Here is a 20093-nt window from a genome sequence, read left to right on the forward strand (position 1 = left end):
CCGCGCTGCCTCCTTCCGCTGGCTCACACCGGCCCGGCCTTGGCCTGGGTAGAGCGGCCGCGCACTGCCGCGGTGACGATGACGTCGCGACCGGATTCGGTGCAGGTTTCTAGGGTGGCGCCATTCAGGGCGGCGGTATCGCCCGCGGCGGTGCAGGCATCCTCGCCAGTAGCAAGTGCCCAGGCGCCAGCGACCGCAGCGAGGTCGGCGGCCACTTGCGCCTCGTGGCGTGCGGCTACGCGCGAGCCCACCGCCGCCACGATAAGCAGCAGGCTCACGATGGCGACAATGATGCCGGCCGCAGCGATGGTGGCATAGCCTTCCTCGCCCCAGCGTTGCGGCTTACTCATTTCCGCCCACCTCGGCGGGAAAGACTGCCTCGGAGCGCATGGTGCCGATGGGGGCTTCCACGCTTACCGACGCCTTCACCAGCCCACCGCTTTCCTCCACGCTGACTTGGGCATCTTCGCGCGCGGGGTGGTATTCGACGCCGATGGCATGCGCACGCGCGGCCGCACCCGCCATGTCCACAGCGGCGATATAGGATGCCAGCGTGGCAATAGCACCCACGATTCCCGCCGCGACCAAGACTAGGGAGCTTAAAGCTAAGGCGGCCTCGATGGTCACGGAGCCATCGTCATCAAATACCTTGTGCATTATTCCTCCTTTCTGCCGGCGGGAATGGTCCCGCCGGCTGGGGTTACGTAGAGCTGCTAGCTGGGGGTATTAGAGAGGGCGTCGGTTATGATGCCTTCGATGGCATCCACCACGCCGCCGCCGTTGATGACCATGTAGAGCACCCCGGCAAGCGCCGCTGCTGCTAGAGAGCCCATGGCATATTCGATGGTGCTCATCCCCTCGTCATTGCGGATGAGCTGGGGATACTTAGTAAGTGCGTGCATGATTAGTGTCCTTTCAAGTGAGGTTTAGAGAAGTTGCGCGCCCAGGCTGATTACTACGGGCGCAAGGCCTAGAACGATGAATGCCGGCAGGAAGCACACCGCCAGCGGGAGGGCAATGAATACTCCTGCGCGCTCCGCCTGTGCTGTGGCGTGGGCGGATGCTTCCACGCGAAAAGAAGTACAGATTCGATGACATCCGGCCGCAATGGTGGCGCCGGATTGGCCCGACATGATGACAAGCTGTGCTAAGTCCTCCAGCCCCACCTGGCCCTTCATATGGCCCCACGCGGACTGCGTGGAAACTCCAACGCCTAGCAGCGCGGAGACGGTCTCCCACAGGTCCTGCGTCTGAGCGTCCGCGGTGCGAGCGACCGCGGTGGCGGCTCCGTGCACGGACAGCCCTGCGGCCAGGCACGCTGCGAAGAGTTCGACGTCGCCAGCTACTATCAGCGGGTCCAGCGGTGCTGCGGGCTTGAGCTTGCTTATCAGTCCCCCACGCGCTTTCGGGCCATCGCGCGGGGTCTTGGCGGTGGTCTCAGTCGCACTGGTAACTGCCAGCCGGCCAGTGTGCGGTGGGAGGCCAACGAGGGCGGCCAAGGCCACAAAGATGAGCGGGGTCATGCAGCCGCCTTCCGAATAATGACGCGCGACCAAGCGAAGCCGCCGCAGGCCAGCGCCACGCCTACCACGAGAAGGACACCGCCCAGCCCGCCGCCGAAAAGAAAGCCGAGCGAGTTAGCGCCCATGGCCCCGCCCATGGCGATGCCGGCTATTGGCAAGCACGCGAGCACCGTGGCGGTCGCTTGGGGGCCTTGCAGACTAGCGGAGGTGGATTGCTGGTGGCGTCGAGAAGCATCGAGGCGGCTTTGGGCTTGGTCGAGCAAGCTGGCCACCGCAATACCGTGGTAAGTGGAAAGCTCCAGCAGGTGGCCTAAGCGGGAAAGCTCCGGCAGGGCCTTTGTATCCTCCGCATCCGTGAGCGCCATGTGGGGCGGCGCGCCACGCGCAGCGAGGGCGGCCGTTGCTTCCAGTGCGGCGGATACCTCCCGCGGGGTAGTTCCCGGCAGGGCCTCCACCCCGCGGGCAAGTGCCCCAGCCAGGGTCGCCCCTGCCCGCAGGTCCGCGGTGACCACTCCCAAATAGGCGGCCAGCCCTTCGCGGCCGCGCCGCTGCGTACGCGCGGCCACGAGGTCTTTGGTGTACCAGGACACGCACCAGGCGATTATGGCGGCGGCGATAGCGACGCTGATGCGACCCACTGAGTAAAAGACCAGGCTGCCGCAAAATACCGCCCCCAGGATGACCACGGAGCTAGCTCGTGTCTGGCGCGTTGCGGAAGCTAGGCGGCCGGCGATAGAGGGCGCGGGCAGGAGCAGCGCGGCGGCGAGCAGGAGGAAACTAAGCATGGCTGGCCTTCCCGGCGCGCTCGCCCAGAAGTTGTGCGGAAAATTCCGCAAAGCCATCCGCCGGCCCGTCTTCGGCACTCCAGATGATGCGCGGGGTAACCGGGTTTCCCTCGAGCACGCCAATATGGGCAAGGCGGCGGCCCTGCGGGGTGCGTTCCATGGTCAGCACCATGTGTACGGCCGCTGCCAGTTGTGAGTGCAGTGCCACGCGGTCCAGGCCGCCAAGGGCGGCGAGGGCCTCCATGCGGGCGGGGACTTCAAAGAGCGAATTGGCATGGAGCGTACCGGCGCCGCCGTCGTGTCCGGTGTTGAGGGCGGCGAGGAGATCGACCACCTCGCGGCCGCGGATCTCGCCTACCACGATGCGGTCTGGGCGCATGCGCAGCGCTTGTCGGAGCAATTGTGACATCGTGACCTCGCCGCTTCCCTCCGCGTTGGCCCGGCGCGAGACCACGCTAACGCAGTGTGGGTGGTGCGGGGAGAGCTCGGCGGTGTCTTCGATGACGAGGATGCGTTCGCGCTCGGAGACGGTTCCCAAAAGTGCGGATAGCAAGGTGGTTTTGCCGGAGCCGGTTCCACCTATAACCAGGAATGAGACTCGCTTGTCCACCACAGCGCGCAGCAGCGTAGCGATATCTTCTGGCAGCGTGCCGTTGTCTACTAGTTGGGGCAGGGTGGTCTGGGCTTGGCGCAGTACGCGCAGGCTCAGGCAGGTTCCGGCCACCGCAGGCGGGCTCAGCAAGGCATGGACGCGCAGGACGACGCCATCAGGGCGGCTAACGCGGCCATCGGCATAAGGTTGAGCATCATCGAGGCGCGTGCCGGAGGCTGCCGCCAGCCGGCTGGCCAGTTGGCGGACTTCGCCATCATCGCGGAAGGTGATGTCAGTGCGTTCGAGGCCCTCGCCGCGGTCCATGAATACCGCATGCGGCCCGTTAACAACGACATCGGTAACCCCCTCTCGCCCCAGCAATGCATCAAGCGGGCCCATTCCGGTGGCGTCTTGGCGCAGGCGGCGTAGTAGGTCGAGTACCGCGACGTCACTAATCACGCCGGCTTCTGCACGGATGCGCCGAGCCAAGGCTGCCGCATCATGCACTAAGTCGGGCTCGGCGGCGATGATACGCTGCATCTTTTCCAGCGTTTCCTGTGCTACTTTCTGCTCACTCACGCGCCTACCTCCTCGAGGACCGCGTGTGCAGCCTTGCGCAAGGGTGCCGGGAGGCGCTGCGGGAGGCCGCCTATTTCCACCGCGCGCGTAAGGCCCCGGGCCGTTGGCAGTTCTGCCAACACTGTGCTGTGGATGATGCTTTCTACTTCCGCCGCGCTTAACGATGCCCACTGGCGTTGCCGCAGCACCACCACACAGCTGCGCCGCGCAGCCCCGAAGCGCGCAATTAGTTGCGCGGCCGATGCAGCCGAGCGCACTTCTGCGGCCACCACTATGACCACGTGGGTACACGCATCCGGAACGGTCTCCGGGGTGCAATCCACCACGCATAGCCCTTCGCCCGCGTGGGCCGCGCCCACTACTCGCGCGAGCAGGTCCTTTTCCAGGCGGAAGGGATCCGCGACGGTACTGCGCGCGGTCGAGAGCACCGCTACCCCATCCGGCGTAGTGGGCAGCGCGCGGTAGAGATCGGTGGCATCGATACTGCCATCGCCTACGGTAAGCTCCGGCCAGCGCGCCCCCGCTTCGGCCTCTACGCCAAGCAGGAGGTCGAGGCCACCGGAGTATGCGTGGGCGTCGATAAGCAGGGCGCGCCCATCCGCAGCGCACTGGGTGCGGGCCAAGGCGGCCGCGAAGGTAGAAGCCCCCACCCCGCCGCTCGCCCCAACCACGGCGATGGTGGCGCTACCCGGTCGCGTGTCCTGCGGGGTGCCCGCGGCCGCAATGCCCGCGAGCAGCTCCTTAACCTGGGCGGGAATGATAAAGGCGCTCTCCGCGTGACAGGCTAATGCCGCTTCATAGTCAATCGGTCCAGGGTCCGCGGCAAGGAATAGTACTGGCACAGGCGCGGTGTAGGGGCGTTGCGCTGCCGCCACCACGCGGGCCATGAGGGAATCAACCAGGACCGCAAAGGCGCCTGGCAGACTGCGCGGGACGTCGCGGGGATCGGTTACGGTAAGCACATCGTGGCTGGTAGCAGCCGCGGCATGGATAGCCTCGGCGCGCAGTGCTTCGTCACCGACGGCAACGACGATGGCAGCGGAATCAGGATGTAATGCGTTCATGCCTCATAGCCTGAAGCATCCGTGCAACCGCAGCGAGGGCTCTCCGGTGGCACTGTGGATAACCCGCGATAAGTCACCGTGTGGTCCTGATTTGGTTGCCACTTCAACTAAAAACCTGTGGATAACCTCGTATCACATGGCGCTAGATATAGGTGACGGCCCGTGCATCGGGGGGTGTGCGCACGGGCCGTCAGTAACCCGGCCTCGGGGGGGGTGAGCCGGGGCAGGCCGCACAGTATATCGGGGCCTTGCACGCATTATTATGACATGTTCGCCACCCAACCACAACAGCTAACAGCAGTTTTTCAACGGCCATGGCGCTGACCTGCACCGAATGCGTGTTCACTACTTTATCCCCCGCACGGGCTGCCAATCCCACATTATTGACTCGCCAACCACCATTAACTGCAGCCACTTCTACACCACTAAGCGCGAAGGGCAGCTACACTCGGCAGCACACCATGACGAATTCCCGCGAATCCTTTCCTCCCCGCCCCGCTAGCACGAGTTGCGCCGGCGGCGAGCACACACGCACCGCGGCGTTTTTCGATCTCGATAAAACCATCATCGCCACCTCCTCGGCCTATGCCTTTGGCCGCGAATTTTTGCACAACGGGCTCATCTCCCCGGCCGAAGCACTGCAGCTCTCCCTGGCGAAAGCCAGCTATATGTTTTCCGGCCTCTCCAGCGAAGGCATGGACGCTAGCCGCGATCAGCTCACCGCAATGGTCACGGGGTGGTCCGTGGAGGAAGTGCGCTCCATCGCCCGAGACACCATGCACCAGTTGGTCACTCCCTCCATCTATGCCGAGGCCCGGGAACTTATCCGTACCCACCGCGCCGCGGGCGACCACGTGGTCATTGTCTCTGCCTCCGCTACCGTGCTGGTAGACATCATCGCGGAGGAGCTCGGCGTCGAGCACGTCATCGCCACCGAATTGGCAGAAAAAGACGGACGCTTTACCGGCGAGGTGCTCTTTTATTGCAAGGGCCCACATAAGGCGGAGGCACTAGAGCGCACTGCCGCCGCAGCAAACATTGATCTTAATGCCAGCTATGCCTATTCGGATTCTGCTACGGATATCCCGATGCTGGAGAAGGTTGGCCACCCCGTCGCGGTCAACCCGGACAAGCAATTAAAGCGCCACGCCATCAGCCATGAGTGGGATATTCGATCCTTTAAGGACCCAGTGCCGCTCCTGCCTGCGCCAACCGCTAAAGAAATCGGAATCGGCGCCTCCGTGCTGGCGGGTACCGTGGCGGCTATCGGCGCCGGGCTGTGGCTTGCCCAGCACCCTGACCGCCCCAGCTTCCCCAAGCGCGGGCCACGGCATACCTCTTAAGCGGCTCGCGCAATCGCGTCGGCCTCTGCACCACCGGCTGCCCAGCCAGCGAGGTGGGTAAGGAGGGCGTCGGCAAGCGCGGTGCGGTAATTATCCACCGCATCGGCATACTCAGCGCGGTGGCGGGTGTAGTAGACCTCGGGTACGGCGAAACCGCGCGGGTCAAACCCCGTATGCACAGCTGCAAGGCGAGAAGCAACGCGGGCGACGAGACCGCTGCGAGGGCCGAAAAACTGCCCTGCGGCTATCTCGGCATGGACCACGCTCGGTAGAAGGAGATCAAAGGCGGGACCATTACCCTGGGCGATAAGCCGGCCCAGCCCTTGCAGCCGCGCGCTTTCACCGGCTGGGATACCGGTGCCACCGGCCGCGACGTCAATGCGCGCTAAAACCTGCAACGGCGCGCGGGCAAAGGAGCGCACCGTGGTGTCCAAGAGCTCCGGCGCGGCCACAGAGTAGGCGCTTACGGCGCTGGCCAACGGCCCTTCTTCCACATTTTCTGGGCCCGGATGTGGGGGGAAGGCGTAGCCATCAAGCGCCACGCTAGAACGGGCACCGCGCATAAGTGACTCGGCAGAAATAACCTCAAACTTTCGCAATCCTGCAGGTCGGCGGTGTGCACGGGCAATGGCAGCGGCGGCTTTTTCTGCACTTTCTTTCACCCCCGGCAGGCGAAACAGCGGGGATAACGCGTCAATTTCTGACATATACATTAGGATAGCCGTGGAAGTCCCTACGTATGCGTGGCACCATGGGAGAAATAGTGATTCCATTATTATTAGGGACATTACAAGGTTTAGATAAACGCGAGGAGAATTAATCGTGAGCAACGATGGACTGTATACCGACGGTACTGATCAATTTGCACCGAAGGTGAACTCGATCCCATTGAGTGACGTGGATACGTCCTCGTCCGAGACCTCGGTAGGCCAGCTGGTCTCCAACGCCACCGAGCAGATGTCCCAGCTCGTACGCTCCGAGGTGGAGCTGGCTAAGACCGAGCTGGCAGAGTCCGCAAAGAAGGGCGGAATTGGCGCTGGTCTCTTCGGCGGCGCTGGCACCATCGCGCTGTATAGCTCTTTCTTCTTTTTCTTCTTCCTGGCAGAGCTCCTCGCCATCTGGCTGGACCGCTGGGCAGCGTTCCTGATCGTCTTCTTGATCATGATCGTCCTCGCCGGCATCCTGGCCTTTGTTGGTCTGAAGAACGTCAAGCAGGTGAAGGCGCCGCAAAAGACCATTGACTCCACCAAGGAGCTCAAGAACCTGGTTCCGGGCAAGGCACAAAAGTCTCTGGACCGAAAGACCACCCACGGCCTCTACACCTAAACCGGCAGGCGCCACGCACACGCAGCACGCCACGCAGTCGTGCTCCCCTCTATCCGCCCTAGCTAGCCTGGGGCGGATTTTGTGTACTTTCCCCTATCCTCTACCGTTTCTGCCCCAACTATAGAAAGGCGGCACCATGGCCTTTGCACCCCTGCCTCCCTCAACGGTGGAGCTGGAGGGACCTTATGCGCATGACTTCGTCCATACCCGCGGCATCCGCCTGCACGTGGCCACGGCGGGAGAGAGCACGCAGCCACTAGTGGTACTCATCCACAGCGCCTTTGGTGGGTGGTTCGACTACCAAGACGTCATTGCGCCGCTTGCGCAGCGCGGCTTCCACGTCGCGGCGGTAGATATGCGCGGCTTTGGCATGTCCGATAAGCCACCTATTGATGCGGGGCAAGATATTCGTACCTTGGTGGGCGATATCAGCGGGCTCATCCAGGCCATGGGCCACGACGATGCCTTTGTGGTCGGTGCCGATACCGGCGGCGCGGTGGCTTGGTGCTTAGCCGCTGAGCGCCCCGAGCGGGTGCGCGGCTTGGCTTCCATCTCCGCCGCTCACCCGGTGGATCTGCGCCGAGCGATTGCCGCCCGGCCGTGGGATTTTGGGTGGATTAACCTGCGCTCGCTGCTGTGCCGCCTACCCCGCGTTACCCGCGCCCAGAACCTGCTACTTAGCCCGCGCGCCTACCGCAAGGAGTTGGAGCTGGATACGGGGCCTTCGCTTAACGGAGCCACCTTTGACCGCATCCTCGATCTACGCCTGCGCGCCTCCCGGATCGGCAGCGTTCGGCGCGGAATCATGTGGAACCACCGTATGCGCACCGCCGTTGTCCCCCTGAACTGGGTGGAACTGACAGTGGAACGACCCGTCCTTTTCATCCACGCCCAACAACGGCTGTGGAATCCCGTGGTCCGTCGCGCCGCCTTGCGCGCCCGCCACGGTTTTACCGCCACGACCGTGCCCGGTGCGAAGAACCTACCTCACGTGGAAGCACCGGCGGAGTTCGTCTCTACGCTGGGGGCGTGGCTCCAAGAATATACCTAGTGGGCCACGCACTCACCGGTATCGACCGGGTGGGTAAGCTGCGCGACGTCCCCGATCTGACTGTTGACTTCATCAGCGGTGAGCGCATAGCCCGTCTCAGAGTCATCCACCGAGGCGCCAAAGACCACGCCTAGGACCTCGCCGGCCGTATTGACCAGCGGGCCGCCGGAATTTCCTTGCTGGATGTTGCCACGAACGGTGTAGGAATCGCGCTCCACATGCCCGTGGGAGTAAATATCCGGGCCGGAAATGGTGATGCGATCGCGCACACGCGCCATCTCGGCGTCGAAAGGCCCAGAATGTGGGAAGCCCATGACCATCGCATCATCGCCCGTCTGGGCCGGGGTCTGGGCCCACGGCAGCGGATCGATGCCGAGGTCGCGCGAATGCAACACCGCCACGTCCACGTCTGGGTTGTAGTAGACCACGGTCGCATCCTTAAGCCCCAGCTTGGTATCAAGGCGCACGGTCTGCGTGCCGGCCACCACGTGGGCATTGGTGATCACGTAGTCATCGGCCGTTACGAAGCCGGAACCCATGAGGCGGCGGGAGCACTCTTCGGCGTCGCCAAGCACGTGAATGATGGAGGGCCGCATGCGGCGCACCAGCTCCGGATCCTGCACGTCTGGGTCCGGCTCTTCTACCTCCTCGGTGCTAATAGAGTTTTGCCACGGCGACACTAATGGCGGCAGGCCGGACTCATTAAGCATTGCCGCCACACCATTGGGCAGCGCCGCTACCCGCGCCGGCGCGGCCGAGTTGAGGTTGCCCAGAATGCGCGAATCGCGCAGGCCCTGACCGGCCGCACCACCCAAGTTGGTGGCCACAGGGATAGAAATCAGCCAAATAACCACCAAGGCGGCAAAGGCTTGGAATACCGCACCCACCGCAGAATCGAGGCGCTGCGTCTTGCGCGCCTTCATGCGGTCGCGCACGCTGCCGCCCAGAGAGGAGCCGATGAGCTGCCCGATGCCCACGAATAGCACCAAAATCCCTACCAAAAGCAGCAAGCGCAGCGAGGGCTGCTCCACCAGGCGCAATGCGGCAGGTGCCACGGCAATGCCCAGCACTACCCCAGCACCCACTCCGATGGAGGCCAAAACTGCCGCGAGGGCACCATTGCGCCACCCACTAAGTAGCGCCAACAGGACGGCGACCACAATCAGGCCGTCAACGATAAGCGCAGGAGTCATGGCTATGGATTCTTTCTATTTGGGGGTTAAGACGTACACGTACCGCGGCACAAGCGGTTAGGACATCTTCTCATTATTGCGGGAGTTTTTGAGGGAGTCACGCAGGTCCATGACTGAATTATTATCCCAAGGAACGCTCCACCCAGAGTGCTGCAAGAGGGCCGAAAGCACGCCGGCGGTAAACCCCCAGATGACATAGCCATTGGCATGAAATGCTGGTCCTTGCCATTTTCTAAAGCCCACCACGAAGCGATTGTGTGGATCGACCAATTCCCGGATGGGAACGAGAAAGACGTCATCGGTTTCATCAGGGCTGGCGGGATAGACCTCCCCCGGCTGGTTCCAATGCGCCAGGATCGGGCTCACGGGATTGCCGGTGGCACGGATATGCAGTTGGCTCCACTGCTCCAGCGGGGTCACGGAATTACGCTGCAGGTCCGTTTCTTCCCAGGCTTCCCGCAGCGCAGTATCCACTAGCGAGGTATCACCGGGATCTCGGCGGCCGCCCGGGAAGGCAATTTGTCCGGAGTGAGAACGCATGGACGGCGAGCGGTGCGTGAGCAAAATGCTGCCCTCCTCCGCGCTTTCGCCGCTAAGCAGCATGAGCACGGCTGCTTCCCGTTTGACCGGCACCTGCGCAGTAGTGCCATTGAGTGACGAGGCCTGCCGGTTGCCAATGAGCTCTTGCACCTGGCTCGGGTCTACCCCCAACGCTGGCTTGAGCCATTCTGGTGTGTACTCGGGACGAAGTTGGCTCATGCCGCAATCGCCTCTTTCACGGCCCGTTCAATCTCCGCTGCGGAGCTAAAGGGCTGCGCAAATTGCTTGCGTACTTCGCCGTCCTTGAGCACCACTGTCACCGGAACTACGCCTGGCAGGCTTAACTGACCGGCAAATTTATTATCCGCATCCTGGAAGCTCGGCAGATCCACTCCCACGTCATTCAAGAAAGCCGCACCGTTTCCCGCGTTCTTATCCGCGTGCACACCCACGACCTGCCATTCTGGGTGCGTCTCCGCCACCTTTTGCAGATAGGGAAGCTCCGCGCGGCACGGCTCGCACCACCACGCCCACACGTTGACCACGCTCACACCTTCATCGGCACGCTTTCCGGTGGCCTTACCGCCCAAGCAATCCAGCTCTACCCCAGCTACGGTGCCGGCTGGACAGTCTGGACGCTGCGGAACTTCTTGCGGAGCAGCCTCGGTTAGCAACGCCTCCTCGGCTTCGTCCCCACCCCGCAATTGCGAGACCCCCACTACGGCGATAACGGCAATGAGGATCGCGGCAATCACCGTGCCAAGGACGTAGTTCTTCATGCCTTAAGCCTAGCGCCCACTAGCCGCTGGACACATATCCCGCAGCACGCATGCACCGCACTCCGGCGTGCGCGCATGGCATACCTGGCGCCCATGAAAGATGACGCGGTGAGAAAACATTGTCCACTCTTCTTCTGGCAGGAGCTTGGCGATGTCCCGCTCAATCTTTAGCGGCGTCGTCTCCCCTGTGAGCCCGAGCCGCTGCATGAGGCGGCCGAAGTGCGTATCCACCGTCAGCCCCGGAATCCCAAAGGCATTCCCAAGCACCACCAGCGCGGTCTTACGCCCCACGCCGGGCAGGCTGGTGAGCTCTTTAACCGTGCGGGGAACCTCGCCTGCATAATCTGCCACCAGCTTCTCCCCTATGCCTAAAAGGTGTCCCGCCTTAGCTCGTTGAAAACCCAACGGGCGCAGGATGCGCTCCAGTTCCGACCGCTGCGCTGCTGCATAATCTGCGGCCTCGGGGTAGCGGGAGAAGAGTTCAGGGGTCACCGAGTTCACGCGCTCATCCGTGCACTGGGCAGAAAGCACCGTGGCTATCAAAAGCTGCAGCGGGGAGTCATAATCCAAGGCACAACGCGCATCTGGATACTCCTGTGCCAAACGCCTATTTATCTCCGGTGCCCGTAGCTCCGGCGCGCTGGCCGCTGACAGTGCTGAATTCATGGCATAAAGCTTAGTAGACTAGGAAAACATGATTTCACTTGTGATTCTGGTACCGCTTGCGATCGCCCTTTTCGCCCTCCTGATGGAAAAGCTCGAGGCAGTTGTTTTCGCTGACTAAGCCGCAAACTCGCTGGCCGGGGTTGTGCCTCTAGCACGATCAGAGTTTCTATAGTGTGACAAAAATTCACTGAAGTACCAAAAGTGACCAATTACACTGTAAGATGAAACTCGTTACACAGTGACCCCGCTTGTTCCGCATTGTCGAGTGCATGAAAGACCGCACCCAGATGTGGCGCAGGCGCATCTATGGACTTTCGTAGTCGACATCCAAGGAGTAAAACGTGGAAGGCGTACAGGACATCCTCTCCCGCGCCGGAATCTTCCAAGGCGTTGATCCCGTTGCAGTGCAGCACCTCATCGAGCAGATGGAGACCGTGCGCTATCCGCGCGGAACCACCATCTTCGACGAGGGCGAACCTGGTGACCGCTTGTACATCATCACCTCGGGCAAGATTAAGCTCGCTCGCCACGCCCCGGACGGCCGCGAAAACCTCCTGACCGTCATGGGCCCATCCGATATGTTCGGCGAGCTGTCCATCTTCGACCCGGGCCCGCGCACCTCTTCCGCAGTATGCGTGACCGAAGTTCAGGCGGCCACCATGAACTCCGAGCTGCTCAAGAAGTGGGTTGGTGACCACCCCGAAATCGCACAGCAGCTGCTACGCGTCTTGGCACGCCGCCTGCGTCGCACCAACGCCAACTTGGCCGACCTCATCTTCACGGATGTTCCCGGCCGCGTGGCAAAGACTTTGCTGCAGCTGGCCAATCGCTTCGGCGTCCAGGAAGGCAGCGCCCTGCGCGTAAACCACGATCTCACCCAGGAAGAGATTGCCCAACTGGTCGGCGCCTCTCGTGAGACCGTCAACAAGGCGCTCGCCACCTTTGCCCACCGCGGTTGGATCCGCCTCGAGGGCAAGTCCGTGCTCATTGTCGATACCGAGCACCTCGCCCGCCGCGCTCGCTAAGTAAGCGCGAGCTCGCCACACCCCCGCTTAAAGCGGGGGTTTCGCTGGTTTTCGCCCCCCCTTGCCCAGCATTACGTGAAGGCCAGCCCCACTTCCCTGGTGCACCAGCGCAGGGGCTAAAACAATTAAGCCCCTTTTCCTACTAGGAGGAAAAAGGGGCACATAGGAGATACGGCTTATTTAGTCTTGCCGTCCAAATACTTCAGCGCGGTGCGAGTGGACTGCTCCGCAGCGTGGCGCAGTACCGGATCCACATCATCGTACATCTCGTTGACCAGGGTATTCAGATCTACATCCTCACCCAAGCGGGAGCGGATCTCCTTAATCTGATCAAGGCGGTAGTGGCGGCGGTCGATATACTTGCGAGCTACCTGGGACGTGTCATCCAAATCTGGCCCGTGCCCTGGGAACAACGCGATATCCTTACCGCGCTCCTCTAGGGTATCCAAGGTGTGCAGATAGTCGGCCAAGTTTCCGTCCGTCTCCGAAAGCAAAACGGTGTGACGGCCTGCGATGGTGTCACCGGAAATAATGCCTTCGAGACGGGAGTTTCCTACTTCACCGCTCCACACAAAAAAGCAGGTGGAGTCCGCGGTATGGCCAGGGGTGTGAACAACCTCGAGGCGAGGGGTGATGCCGTCGAGGGAGATATGCTCACCATCCTGCAGCGCCTCGGCACCGTTGCAGTAACTCGGATCGAATGCGCGGATGGGGGCGCCGGTCATCTGCCGCAGGCGCTGCGCGCCAGATGCGTGATCATCGTGGCGGTGAGTAATCAAAATCAATGCCACCTCACCTGCGTTGCGGTGCACAACGTTGAGATGGCCTTCATCCTCTGGACCCGGGTCTACGACGATCGCCCGGGAGTCTTCAGCGGCGCGAATAATCCACGTATTCGTCCCCTCAAGGGCGGTGTAGCTGGGGTTATCACAAAGGACTACGCCAACGGATTGGCTGACGAGACGCAATTGACTATATGCAGGGTGCTCCATAGTTACTAGCCTATCCGATCAAGCAGCAATTTCTACGATTAGTTCGATCTCTACCGGCGCGTTTTTAGGCAACGCAGCCACACCAACGGCGGAGCGAGCATGCGTTCCGGCATCCCCAAAGACTTCACCAATGAAATCCGAGGCGCCATTGATAACTGCTGGCTGATCTGCATAGCCCGGATCAGAAGCCACGAACCCCACAATCTTTAGCACGCGGGAGATATTATCTAGGCCCACCTCAGCATCGATGGCGGCGAGCGCATTGAGCGCCGCGATACGGGCCTGTTCTTGGGCTTGTTCCGTAGTGATTTCGGCACCAACCTTGCCGGTCAGCGGCAAGGTTCCCTCCACGAGGGGAAGCTGACCGGAGGTCCAGACCTGATTTCCTACGCGCACGGCCGGCACATAGGAAGCTAGCGGCTTGGCGACGCCCGGTAGCTCGTACCCCAGCTCCCGCAAGCGAGCATGAAAGCCCATTTACTCTGCCACCTCGCGCTTGAAGTAGGCCACGACGTTTTCTGGGTTCGGGCCAGGGGTGACGGTAACCAGTTCCCAGCCGTCTTCACCCCAAGAATCGAGGATCTGCTTCGTAGCGTGGGTAAGAACAGGTGCGGTTGCGTATTCCCATTTAGTCATGGGTCCCATTCTAACTATTAAATACGCCCCACGCCGTCAAAATTCTTAAATCCCGACGAGTTCGCCGCCCTCAGCCAAGTAGTGCGCCCAATCCGTGATGTGAGGGTTCTTGCGCAGCAATGCACGGCGCTGACGCTCGGTCAGCCCGCCCCAAACACCAAACTCGACGCGGTTATCCAAAGCATCGGCACGGCATTCGGTCAACACCGGGCAGTGGCGGCAGATGACCGCCGCCTTGCGCTGTTCTGCACCGCGCACAAAGAGGGCATCCGGGTCACCTTTACGGCATTTAGCCTGGGTAACCCACTCACCACGCTCGGGATTTCGGGCTGTATTAGACATTCCAGCAGTCTTCACACGAACGGTCATGGGTGAGTGTGCTCCTTCCCAGACGGAATACTATGTAACGCGCCTAAGTCTATTCACCCAGGTAGAAGATTGTCTAACACGTCACACTTTAGGGGGTGCGAGTGATCTTCCACCCACCGAGGGCGACCACGTAGTGTATGGGGCGTGACTGTCATCAAATCTTTGGCCAAGATAGCCCTGTCTACGGTCTTGGTAGGCGCGCTGATCGCCCTGGCCCTTGCCCCCTTCGCGGGCATTTCCGGGGTAGCGATTGCCCGTACTAACGAAACCATGCAATCTGACCTGCAAGATCTGACGGCCGGTAATATCCCTGGCGTCACCACTATTAAAGATGCCAAGGGCAAGGACATGGCCTATGTCTTCAGCCAGCGCCGCCACCCGGTGGAGGGAAAGAAGATTTCTAAAGCCATGAAAAACGCCATCGTCTCCATTGAGGACGAGCGCTTTTATGATCACGAAGGCGTAGACTTCCAGGGCAATTTCCGCGCACTGTGGACCAACCTGACCTCGGGTGGTGTCTCTCAGGGTGCTTCTACCATCGATCAGCAGTACGTAAAGAACTACTTGCTGTTGGTTTCTGCTACCACCGATGAAGAGCGTGCCGCGGCCACCGAGCAATCCATAACCCGCAAGCTGCGCGAGATGCGCATGGCTACCAAGATGGATGAGGAGTTAGATAAGGATGACATCCTCACCAACTATCTCAACCTGGTGTCTTTTGGTAACCATGCCTATGGCGTCGAGGCCGCAGCCCGCACCTATTTTGGCACCCACGCCTCTGAGCTCACGGTGCCACAAGCAGCAATGCTGGCGGGCATGGTCCAATCCTCTGAGCGTCTCAACCCCTATACCAACACTGGCGAAGTAACCGAAAGGCGCAATCTCGTCCTGCAATCCATGGCGGATAACGGCTATATCAAGCAGCAGGAAGCGGATAAGTATAAGGGGGAAAAGCTGGGCGTCGGCAAGAAGCCCCAAACGCTAGCCAATGGCTGCATCGGCGCGGGTGACCGCGGTTTCTACTGTGATTATGTGCTGAAGTACCTGGATAAGAAGGGCATTAGCGAAGAACAGCTGGCGCGCGGTGGCTACACCATCAAAACCACGCTGGATCCAACGGTGCAAAATAAGGCCCTTCAGGCCGTGCAAAGCCACACCAACCCGGACGCCCCGGGCGTGGCGGAAGTCATGGACGTCATCAAACCCGGTAAATCGGATCGCAAGGTGCTGGCCATGGTCTCCTCCCGTGACTATGGCTTGGACTTGGACAAGAATGAAACCATCCTGCCGCAGCCCTATTCCCTGGTAGGCAACGGCGCCGGCTCCGTGTTTAAGGTCTTTGCCGCCGCGGCCGCGCTTGAGGCAGGCTATGGCATTAAAAACACCGTGGATGTGCCCACCCGCTACGAGGCGGAAGGCCTTGGTCACGGCGGCGCCGCCGGCTGCCCGGCGGACCGCTACTGCGTGGAAAACGCTGGCGCCTATAAGGCCACCATGACGCTGCAGGAAGCACTGGCCCACTCGCCCAATACGCCTTTTATCAAGCTCACCGAGCAGGTAGGCGTAGCCCCCATCGTTGATATGGCCGTGCGCTTGGGCCTGCGCTCCTACGATGACAAGGGCAGCTTTGATAAGGACACCTCGATTGCCCAGCACACCAAGGAAGCCAATTCGGGTTCCTTTACCCTGGGCCCAGACCAGGTCAACCCGCTGGAGCTAGCCAATGTGGGTGCCACGCTGGCCTCGGATGGCAAATGGTGTGAACCCAACCCCATCGCCCAGATCACCGATAAGGAAGGCAACGAGGTCTACCTTAAAGAAACCCCTTGTGAGCAGGCGGTGGATAAGGACGTGGCCCGCGCCATGAGCAATGCTTTGTCCGAAGATGCCAAGCAGGGCACGGCCAAAGATGCCGCCCAGGCGGCCGGCTATTCCAGCCCTATCGCGGCAAAGACCGGCACCACCGAGTCCAACCAGTCCTCTGCTTTCTTGGGATTCAATGAGGGCATTTCCGCCGCTCCTTATATTTATAACGACGGCACCTCCACCGTCCCGCTGTGTACTGGCCCGGTGCGCCAGTGTGCGGGTTGGGGCAACCTCTACGGCGGCCTGGAGCCGGCGCAGACCTTCTTCAGCATGGCCTCCCAGCTGCCGATAGCAACCAAGGCTGGTCTGCCGAATTACAATAAGAAATACGATAACGGCACCACGGCCGATAAGACCCTAGATGGCCTGCGTGGCAAGTCCGAGGCCGAGGCGCGCCAGGCCTTGGAAGCTAAGGGCTATGTGGTCAAGACTTCCCGCGTCATCGGCGGCGATGTGCCTTATGGCCGCGTAGTTCGCGCCATTACCGGCAAGGACGGAAAGAAGAAGGGGGCAGAAATTACGCTGCAGCTCTCCGACGGCGCCGGGGCCTCCCAATCCCCCTCCTCCGGCGTGGCCGATGCTAACTCCACCGGCACGCAAAATAGCACCGGCGGCGCTAATACCGACGGTGCTACTAGTCCGGGCCGCTCGACTGGCGGCACAGGCGGTGACGGTGGAGGGGGCGGATTCTCGCCGGAAGACTTTGGCATCCGCCAAGAGGACATCGATAACTTTGCCAACGATATCCGCAGCCTGCTTGGCCGCTAGGCTCCGCCGCCCAGTATGGTCTCGCCCGCTCTAGCTCAGCTGGGCTTTGACCTCAGCGGACAGGCGCTTGCCGTCCGCTTGGCCGGCGGCCTTGGCATTGGCCACCTTCATTACGGCACCCATCTGCTTCATGGTGGGTGCTTCGCCGTTTTCGGCTTCGACCTCGGCGATGGATTCCTTCACCAAGGCCTGCAGCTCGGACTCGTCTAGCTGGCGGGGCTGGTAGGCCTCGAAGAAGGGGACATCAGCAAGCTCGGCTTCAGCCAACTCCGGACGCCCATTTTCCTCATAGACCTCGGCGGACTCGCGGCGCTTTTTGATTTCGCGCGCAATTACCTTAAGGATATCGGCGTCCTCCAGCTCGTGCCGGGAGCCGTTAGTCTCCTCGGCCTGGATGGCGGCCAGCAAGGCACGGATGGCGCTGGTGCGCTGCTTCTCCTTCGCCTTCATTGCGGTTTTCAGATCTGCACGGATGGTTTGTTTTAGCTCGCTCATGCCTATCAATGTACGCCAGGTAGGGTGGTAGCCGTGAAACTTTTACGTATTCTTGGCGGCCTCACCGCTGCGGGCCTGGGCGCCGCAGCATGGGGCTATAGCGAACTGACCAAATTCGAGCTCAAGGAATATACGCTCCCTCTCCTGCCCAAGGGCACTCTGCGTGGCAAGCCGGAATTTCGGTTGCTCCACCTTTCTGATCTGCACATGATCCCGGACCAAGAGACCAAGATTGCCTGGGTCTCCGCCCTCGACGCCCTGGAGCCGGACCTCGTAGTCAACACCGGCGATAATCTCTCCGATCAGCAGGCCGTACCCGATACGCTGCGCGCTCTCGGTCCGCTGCTGGCCCGCCCCGGCCTCTTTGTCTTTGGCACCAATGACTACTGGGCCCCGCGTCCGGTCAATCCCTTCAAGTATCTGCTGGGCAAAAAGCGGGAGCCTTCCTATGTGGATCTGCCCTGGCGCGGTATGCGCGCCGCCTTTATGGAGCACGGATGGCGCGATGCCAACCAGGCTCGGCATGAGTTTAAGGTGGGCAACGTCCGTCTTGCCGCCGCCGGCGTGGACGATCCACACCACGATCTGGATGATTACTCCGAAATCGCGGGTCCTCCCAACGAGGATGCTGATTTGTCCCTGGCCCTCCTCCACGCTCCCGAACCCCGCGTGCTGGAGAAGTTCGCGGCCGACGGCTACCAACTCTCGCTCTCTGGTCACACCCACGGCGGCCAAATTTGCCTGCCGGGATCCCGTGCACTGGTAACCAATTGCGGCATCGACCGCGACCGCGTGCAGGGGCTCCACGATTTCGGCCCGATGAAAATGCATGTCTCCAATGGCTTGGGCACCTCCAAATTTGCCCCCGTACGCATCTTCTGCCGGCCCTCCGCCACGCTGCTAAAAATCACTGAGGTGGACTAAACGCAACCACCTGCCGTTTTGTTGATTGCGCTTAGCTTGCGTTAAAGTATCGAGGTACCGCTTTTCAAGGCGGAACGCCGGGATATGGCGCAGGTTGGTAGCGCGCTTCGTTCGGGACGAAGAGGTCGCAGGTTCAAATCCTGTTATCCCGACCATGAGCCCGCAGCTGTGCTGCGGGCCTTTCCTTTACTAGGCCAACATTCCCATAAACAGCGCCGCGGCCACCAAGATGGCGGAAAATAGCCACGCAATGGGGAAAGCCAGCTTGAGATATTTACCCATCTGGCCTTCCGCTAGCCCCAACGCCAACCATAATGCGGGTGAGAACGGCGAGACGAAGGTGCCCACCACGTTACCAATGATGAGCGCGCAAGCCGCACCCATACCGCTTACCCCAAAGCTTTCCACGGTTCCCTGAACAATAGGAAGAACTGAGAAGTAATAGGCATCCGTCGAGGTCAACAAGTCAAGCGGTACACCAAAGAAGCCCACAATAACGTGGAGATGCGGCGCGACACCCTCCGGCAAGACGTTAACTAGCGTCAGGGCGATTTCTTCAAGCATCTTCGTTTCATTGAGAACGCCCAAGAACATGGCCGCGGCAAGAATGACGCCCGCCATGGCCAATGCATTAGGCGCATGGCGCCGTAGGGCCTCGCCTTGTTCCATGGAACCGCTGAAATTAATGGCTAGCGTGATAGTAGTGGCCACGAGGAAGGCTGGGGCGGGCGGAACTACGCCCGATAGCAGAGCCACTAAGACCGCAAGGGCTACGACAACGTTGACCACGGTAACCCAGCGTCCCGTGCGGAAGTGGTAGCCCAATTTATGTTGTTCACGTACCTGTGCAGCAGCGAATTCATCGGCCAATTCATTCACGTCTACTGCCGTGCCGCCTGCTAATTCGCCGCTTTCGCGCAAACCCGCTATGCGGCGCTTTTCCCGCCACCCCAAAAGCGCAGCCAAAAGGAAGACCAGCACAATCGCTACGCCCTGAATGGGCAAAAGTTGCACCCAGATGGCATTGGGCTCTTGATCGACTACGGCGCCGGCCCGGCCTAGCGGGCCGCCCCAAGGAACCATATTCATTATGGAGGCGGCCATCGCCACAATGGTGATAAGCACGTAGCGCGACATATTCAGCGCACGATAGAGCGGGAGTAGCGCGGGGATGGTGATAAGGAAGGTGGTAGAACCAGATCCATCGAGGTGCGCTACTACGCCGATCGCCGCAGTGCCCAACGTTACGGCCATGATTTTTCCGCGGGTAGCCTTGATGAGCGCGCGGATAACCGGAGTAAATAGGCCAACATCTTGCAATATGCCAAAGAAGATGATGGCAAAGATAAACATCACCACAACGTTGATGACGGAACTTAAGCCTTCACTGAAAAAGTCAGATATTTCGCCTAGACCAAATCCACATACTAGGGCACCAACTACAGGCACCAATGTCATGGGAATGATGGGGTTTACCCGGCCGCGAATTAAAATTCCCACCGTCACGAAAATGACCAAAAGGCCTACGGTCGTAAGGCCGAGCGGGGTCTGCATAGTGCTCCTTTACAAGTTGACGT

Annotated in this window: 24 protein-coding genes and 1 tRNA gene; 7 read left to right on the top strand and 18 right to left on the bottom strand. The window is 60.9% G+C overall.

Annotated features, from left to right (window positions below):
• Positions 1-23 precede the first annotated feature (23 nt).
• Genes I6I12_RS11625 through ssd form a run of 7 tightly spaced genes read right to left on the bottom strand, consistent with a single transcriptional unit; the run spans position 24 to position 4543 of the window.
• Entirely contained in the window at positions 24-350 is a 327-nt protein-coding gene (locus I6I12_RS11625; RefSeq protein WP_023020427.1) for an Rv3654c family TadE-like protein, read from the bottom strand.
• Positions 343-657: a hypothetical protein gene (locus I6I12_RS11630; RefSeq protein WP_023020426.1), complete on the bottom strand. Its 315-nt coding sequence runs from the start codon at positions 655-657 to the stop codon at positions 343-345. Before I6I12_RS11630 ends, I6I12_RS11625 begins: the two co-directional genes overlap by 8 nt.
• A 56-nt stretch (positions 658-713) precedes the next feature.
• Positions 714-902 carry a DUF4244 domain-containing protein gene (locus I6I12_RS11635; RefSeq protein ID WP_023020425.1) on the bottom strand — a complete coding sequence of 63 codons (189 nt, stop codon included), beginning with the start codon at positions 900-902 and terminating at the stop codon, positions 714-716.
• 24 nt (positions 903-926) lie between these two features.
• Positions 927-1523, bottom strand: a complete 597-nt coding sequence (locus I6I12_RS11640; protein ID WP_200288347.1) for a type II secretion system F family protein — start codon at positions 1521-1523, stop codon at positions 927-929.
• Complete coding sequence (locus I6I12_RS11645) at positions 1520-2308, bottom strand: type II secretion system F family protein (RefSeq protein WP_200288348.1); 789 nt, start codon at positions 2306-2308, stop codon at positions 1520-1522. Before I6I12_RS11645 ends, I6I12_RS11640 begins: the two co-directional genes overlap by 4 nt.
• Positions 2301-3479 carry a TadA family conjugal transfer-associated ATPase gene (locus tag I6I12_RS11650; RefSeq protein ID WP_234288134.1) on the bottom strand — a complete coding sequence of 393 codons (1179 nt, stop codon included), beginning with the start codon at positions 3477-3479 and terminating at the stop codon, positions 2301-2303. The genes I6I12_RS11645 and I6I12_RS11650 overlap by 8 nt, the downstream gene beginning before the upstream one ends.
• Entirely contained in the window at positions 3476-4543 is a 1068-nt protein-coding gene (ssd, locus tag I6I12_RS11655; RefSeq protein ID WP_023020421.1) for a septum site-determining protein Ssd, read from the bottom strand. Before ssd ends, I6I12_RS11650 begins: the two co-directional genes overlap by 4 nt.
• 461 nt (positions 4544-5004) lie before the next feature.
• Here ssd and I6I12_RS11660 point away from each other — a divergent pair, with 461 nt between their 5' ends.
• Positions 5005-5886 carry an HAD family hydrolase gene (locus tag I6I12_RS11660; RefSeq protein WP_200288349.1) on the top strand — a complete coding sequence of 294 codons (882 nt, stop codon included), beginning with the start codon at positions 5005-5007 and terminating at the stop codon, positions 5884-5886.
• On the opposite strand, the gene I6I12_RS11665 is transcribed toward I6I12_RS11660, so the two are convergent.
• Positions 5883-6599 carry an oxidoreductase gene (locus I6I12_RS11665; RefSeq protein ID WP_200288350.1) on the bottom strand — a complete coding sequence of 239 codons (717 nt, stop codon included), beginning with the start codon at positions 6597-6599 and terminating at the stop codon, positions 5883-5885. The two genes, I6I12_RS11660 and I6I12_RS11665, sit on opposite strands and share 4 nt — an antisense overlap.
• Before the next feature lie 109 nt (positions 6600-6708).
• Between I6I12_RS11665 and I6I12_RS11670 the strand changes: the two genes are divergently transcribed.
• Entirely contained in the window at positions 6709-7212 is a 504-nt protein-coding gene (locus I6I12_RS11670; protein WP_023020417.1) for a phage holin family protein, read from the top strand.
• A 136-nt stretch (positions 7213-7348) separates the two neighbouring features.
• Positions 7349-8263, top strand: coding sequence for an alpha/beta fold hydrolase (locus tag I6I12_RS11675; RefSeq protein ID WP_200288351.1), 915 nt, complete (start codon positions 7349-7351; stop codon positions 8261-8263).
• Here I6I12_RS11675 and I6I12_RS11680 read toward each other — a convergent pair.
• Genes I6I12_RS11680 through nth form a run of 4 tightly spaced genes read right to left on the bottom strand, consistent with a single transcriptional unit; the run spans position 8260 to position 11441 of the window.
• Positions 8260-9456, bottom strand: a complete 1197-nt coding sequence (locus tag I6I12_RS11680; RefSeq protein ID WP_200288352.1) for a MarP family serine protease — start codon at positions 9454-9456, stop codon at positions 8260-8262. The two genes, I6I12_RS11675 and I6I12_RS11680, sit on opposite strands and share 4 nt — an antisense overlap.
• Before the next feature lie 57 nt (positions 9457-9513).
• Positions 9514-10215, bottom strand: a complete 702-nt coding sequence (locus tag I6I12_RS11685; RefSeq protein ID WP_200288353.1) for an NUDIX hydrolase — start codon at positions 10213-10215, stop codon at positions 9514-9516.
• Complete coding sequence (locus tag I6I12_RS11690; RefSeq protein ID WP_200288354.1) at positions 10212-10775, bottom strand: TlpA family protein disulfide reductase; 564 nt, start codon at positions 10773-10775, stop codon at positions 10212-10214. The genes I6I12_RS11685 and I6I12_RS11690 overlap by 4 nt, the downstream gene beginning before the upstream one ends.
• A gap of 9 nt (positions 10776-10784) precedes the next feature.
• Positions 10785-11441: an endonuclease III gene (gene nth, locus I6I12_RS11695; protein WP_200288355.1), complete on the bottom strand. Its 657-nt coding sequence runs from the start codon at positions 11439-11441 to the stop codon at positions 10785-10787.
• 341 nt (positions 11442-11782) lie between these two features.
• Between nth and glxR the strand changes: the two genes are divergently transcribed.
• The gene (gene glxR / locus I6I12_RS11700) at positions 11783-12466 is read left to right on the top strand and encodes a CRP-like cAMP-activated global transcriptional regulator GlxR (protein WP_005323128.1); all 684 of its coding nucleotides are present in this window, start codon (positions 11783-11785) and stop codon (positions 12464-12466) included.
• 176 nt (positions 12467-12642) lie between these two features.
• On the opposite strand, the gene I6I12_RS11705 is transcribed toward glxR, so the two are convergent.
• The 4 genes from I6I12_RS11705 to I6I12_RS11720 are packed head-to-tail and all read right to left on the bottom strand — an operon-like array spanning position 12643 to position 14463.
• Complete coding sequence (locus tag I6I12_RS11705; RefSeq protein ID WP_200288356.1) at positions 12643-13458, bottom strand: MBL fold metallo-hydrolase; 816 nt, start codon at positions 13456-13458, stop codon at positions 12643-12645.
• 18 nt (positions 13459-13476) lie between these two features.
• Positions 13477-13935, bottom strand: a complete 459-nt coding sequence (locus I6I12_RS11710) for a RidA family protein (protein WP_023020409.1) — start codon at positions 13933-13935, stop codon at positions 13477-13479.
• Entirely contained in the window at positions 13936-14094 is a 159-nt protein-coding gene (gene sp36, locus I6I12_RS11715; RefSeq protein WP_005323131.1) for a Sp36 family protein, read from the bottom strand.
• 45 nt (positions 14095-14139) lie between these two features.
• Complete coding sequence (locus I6I12_RS11720; RefSeq protein WP_023020408.1) at positions 14140-14463, bottom strand: WhiB family transcriptional regulator; 324 nt, start codon at positions 14461-14463, stop codon at positions 14140-14142.
• A 144-nt stretch (positions 14464-14607) separates the two neighbouring features.
• On the opposite strand from I6I12_RS11720, the gene I6I12_RS11725 reads away from it, so the two are divergent.
• Positions 14608-17097 (top strand): transglycosylase domain-containing protein, encoded by a 2490-nt coding sequence (locus I6I12_RS11725; protein WP_200288357.1) that lies wholly within the window; start codon positions 14608-14610, stop codon positions 17095-17097.
• A gap of 30 nt (positions 17098-17127) precedes the next feature.
• Here I6I12_RS11725 and I6I12_RS11730 read toward each other — a convergent pair whose 3' ends face one another.
• Complete coding sequence (locus I6I12_RS11730) at positions 17128-17592, bottom strand: GatB/YqeY domain-containing protein (RefSeq protein WP_023020406.1); 465 nt, start codon at positions 17590-17592, stop codon at positions 17128-17130.
• 33 nt (positions 17593-17625) lie between these two features.
• Between I6I12_RS11730 and I6I12_RS11735 the strand changes: the two genes are divergently transcribed.
• Complete coding sequence (locus tag I6I12_RS11735) at positions 17626-18516, top strand: metallophosphoesterase (RefSeq protein WP_200288358.1); 891 nt, start codon at positions 17626-17628, stop codon at positions 18514-18516.
• A 78-nt stretch (positions 18517-18594) separates the two neighbouring features.
• Positions 18595-18671: transfer RNA gene (locus I6I12_RS11740), tRNA-Pro, on the top strand.
• Between the two features lie 34 nt (positions 18672-18705).
• Here I6I12_RS11740 and I6I12_RS11745 read toward each other — a convergent pair.
• Positions 18706-20070, bottom strand: a complete 1365-nt coding sequence (locus tag I6I12_RS11745) for a CitMHS family transporter (RefSeq protein WP_200288359.1) — start codon at positions 20068-20070, stop codon at positions 18706-18708.
• Between the last annotated feature and the right edge of the window lie 23 nt (positions 20071-20093).

It is taken from the genome of Corynebacterium kefirresidentii (assembly GCF_016599755.1).
GTDB classification, from domain to species: Bacteria; Actinomycetota; Actinomycetes; order Mycobacteriales; family Mycobacteriaceae; genus Corynebacterium; species Corynebacterium kefirresidentii.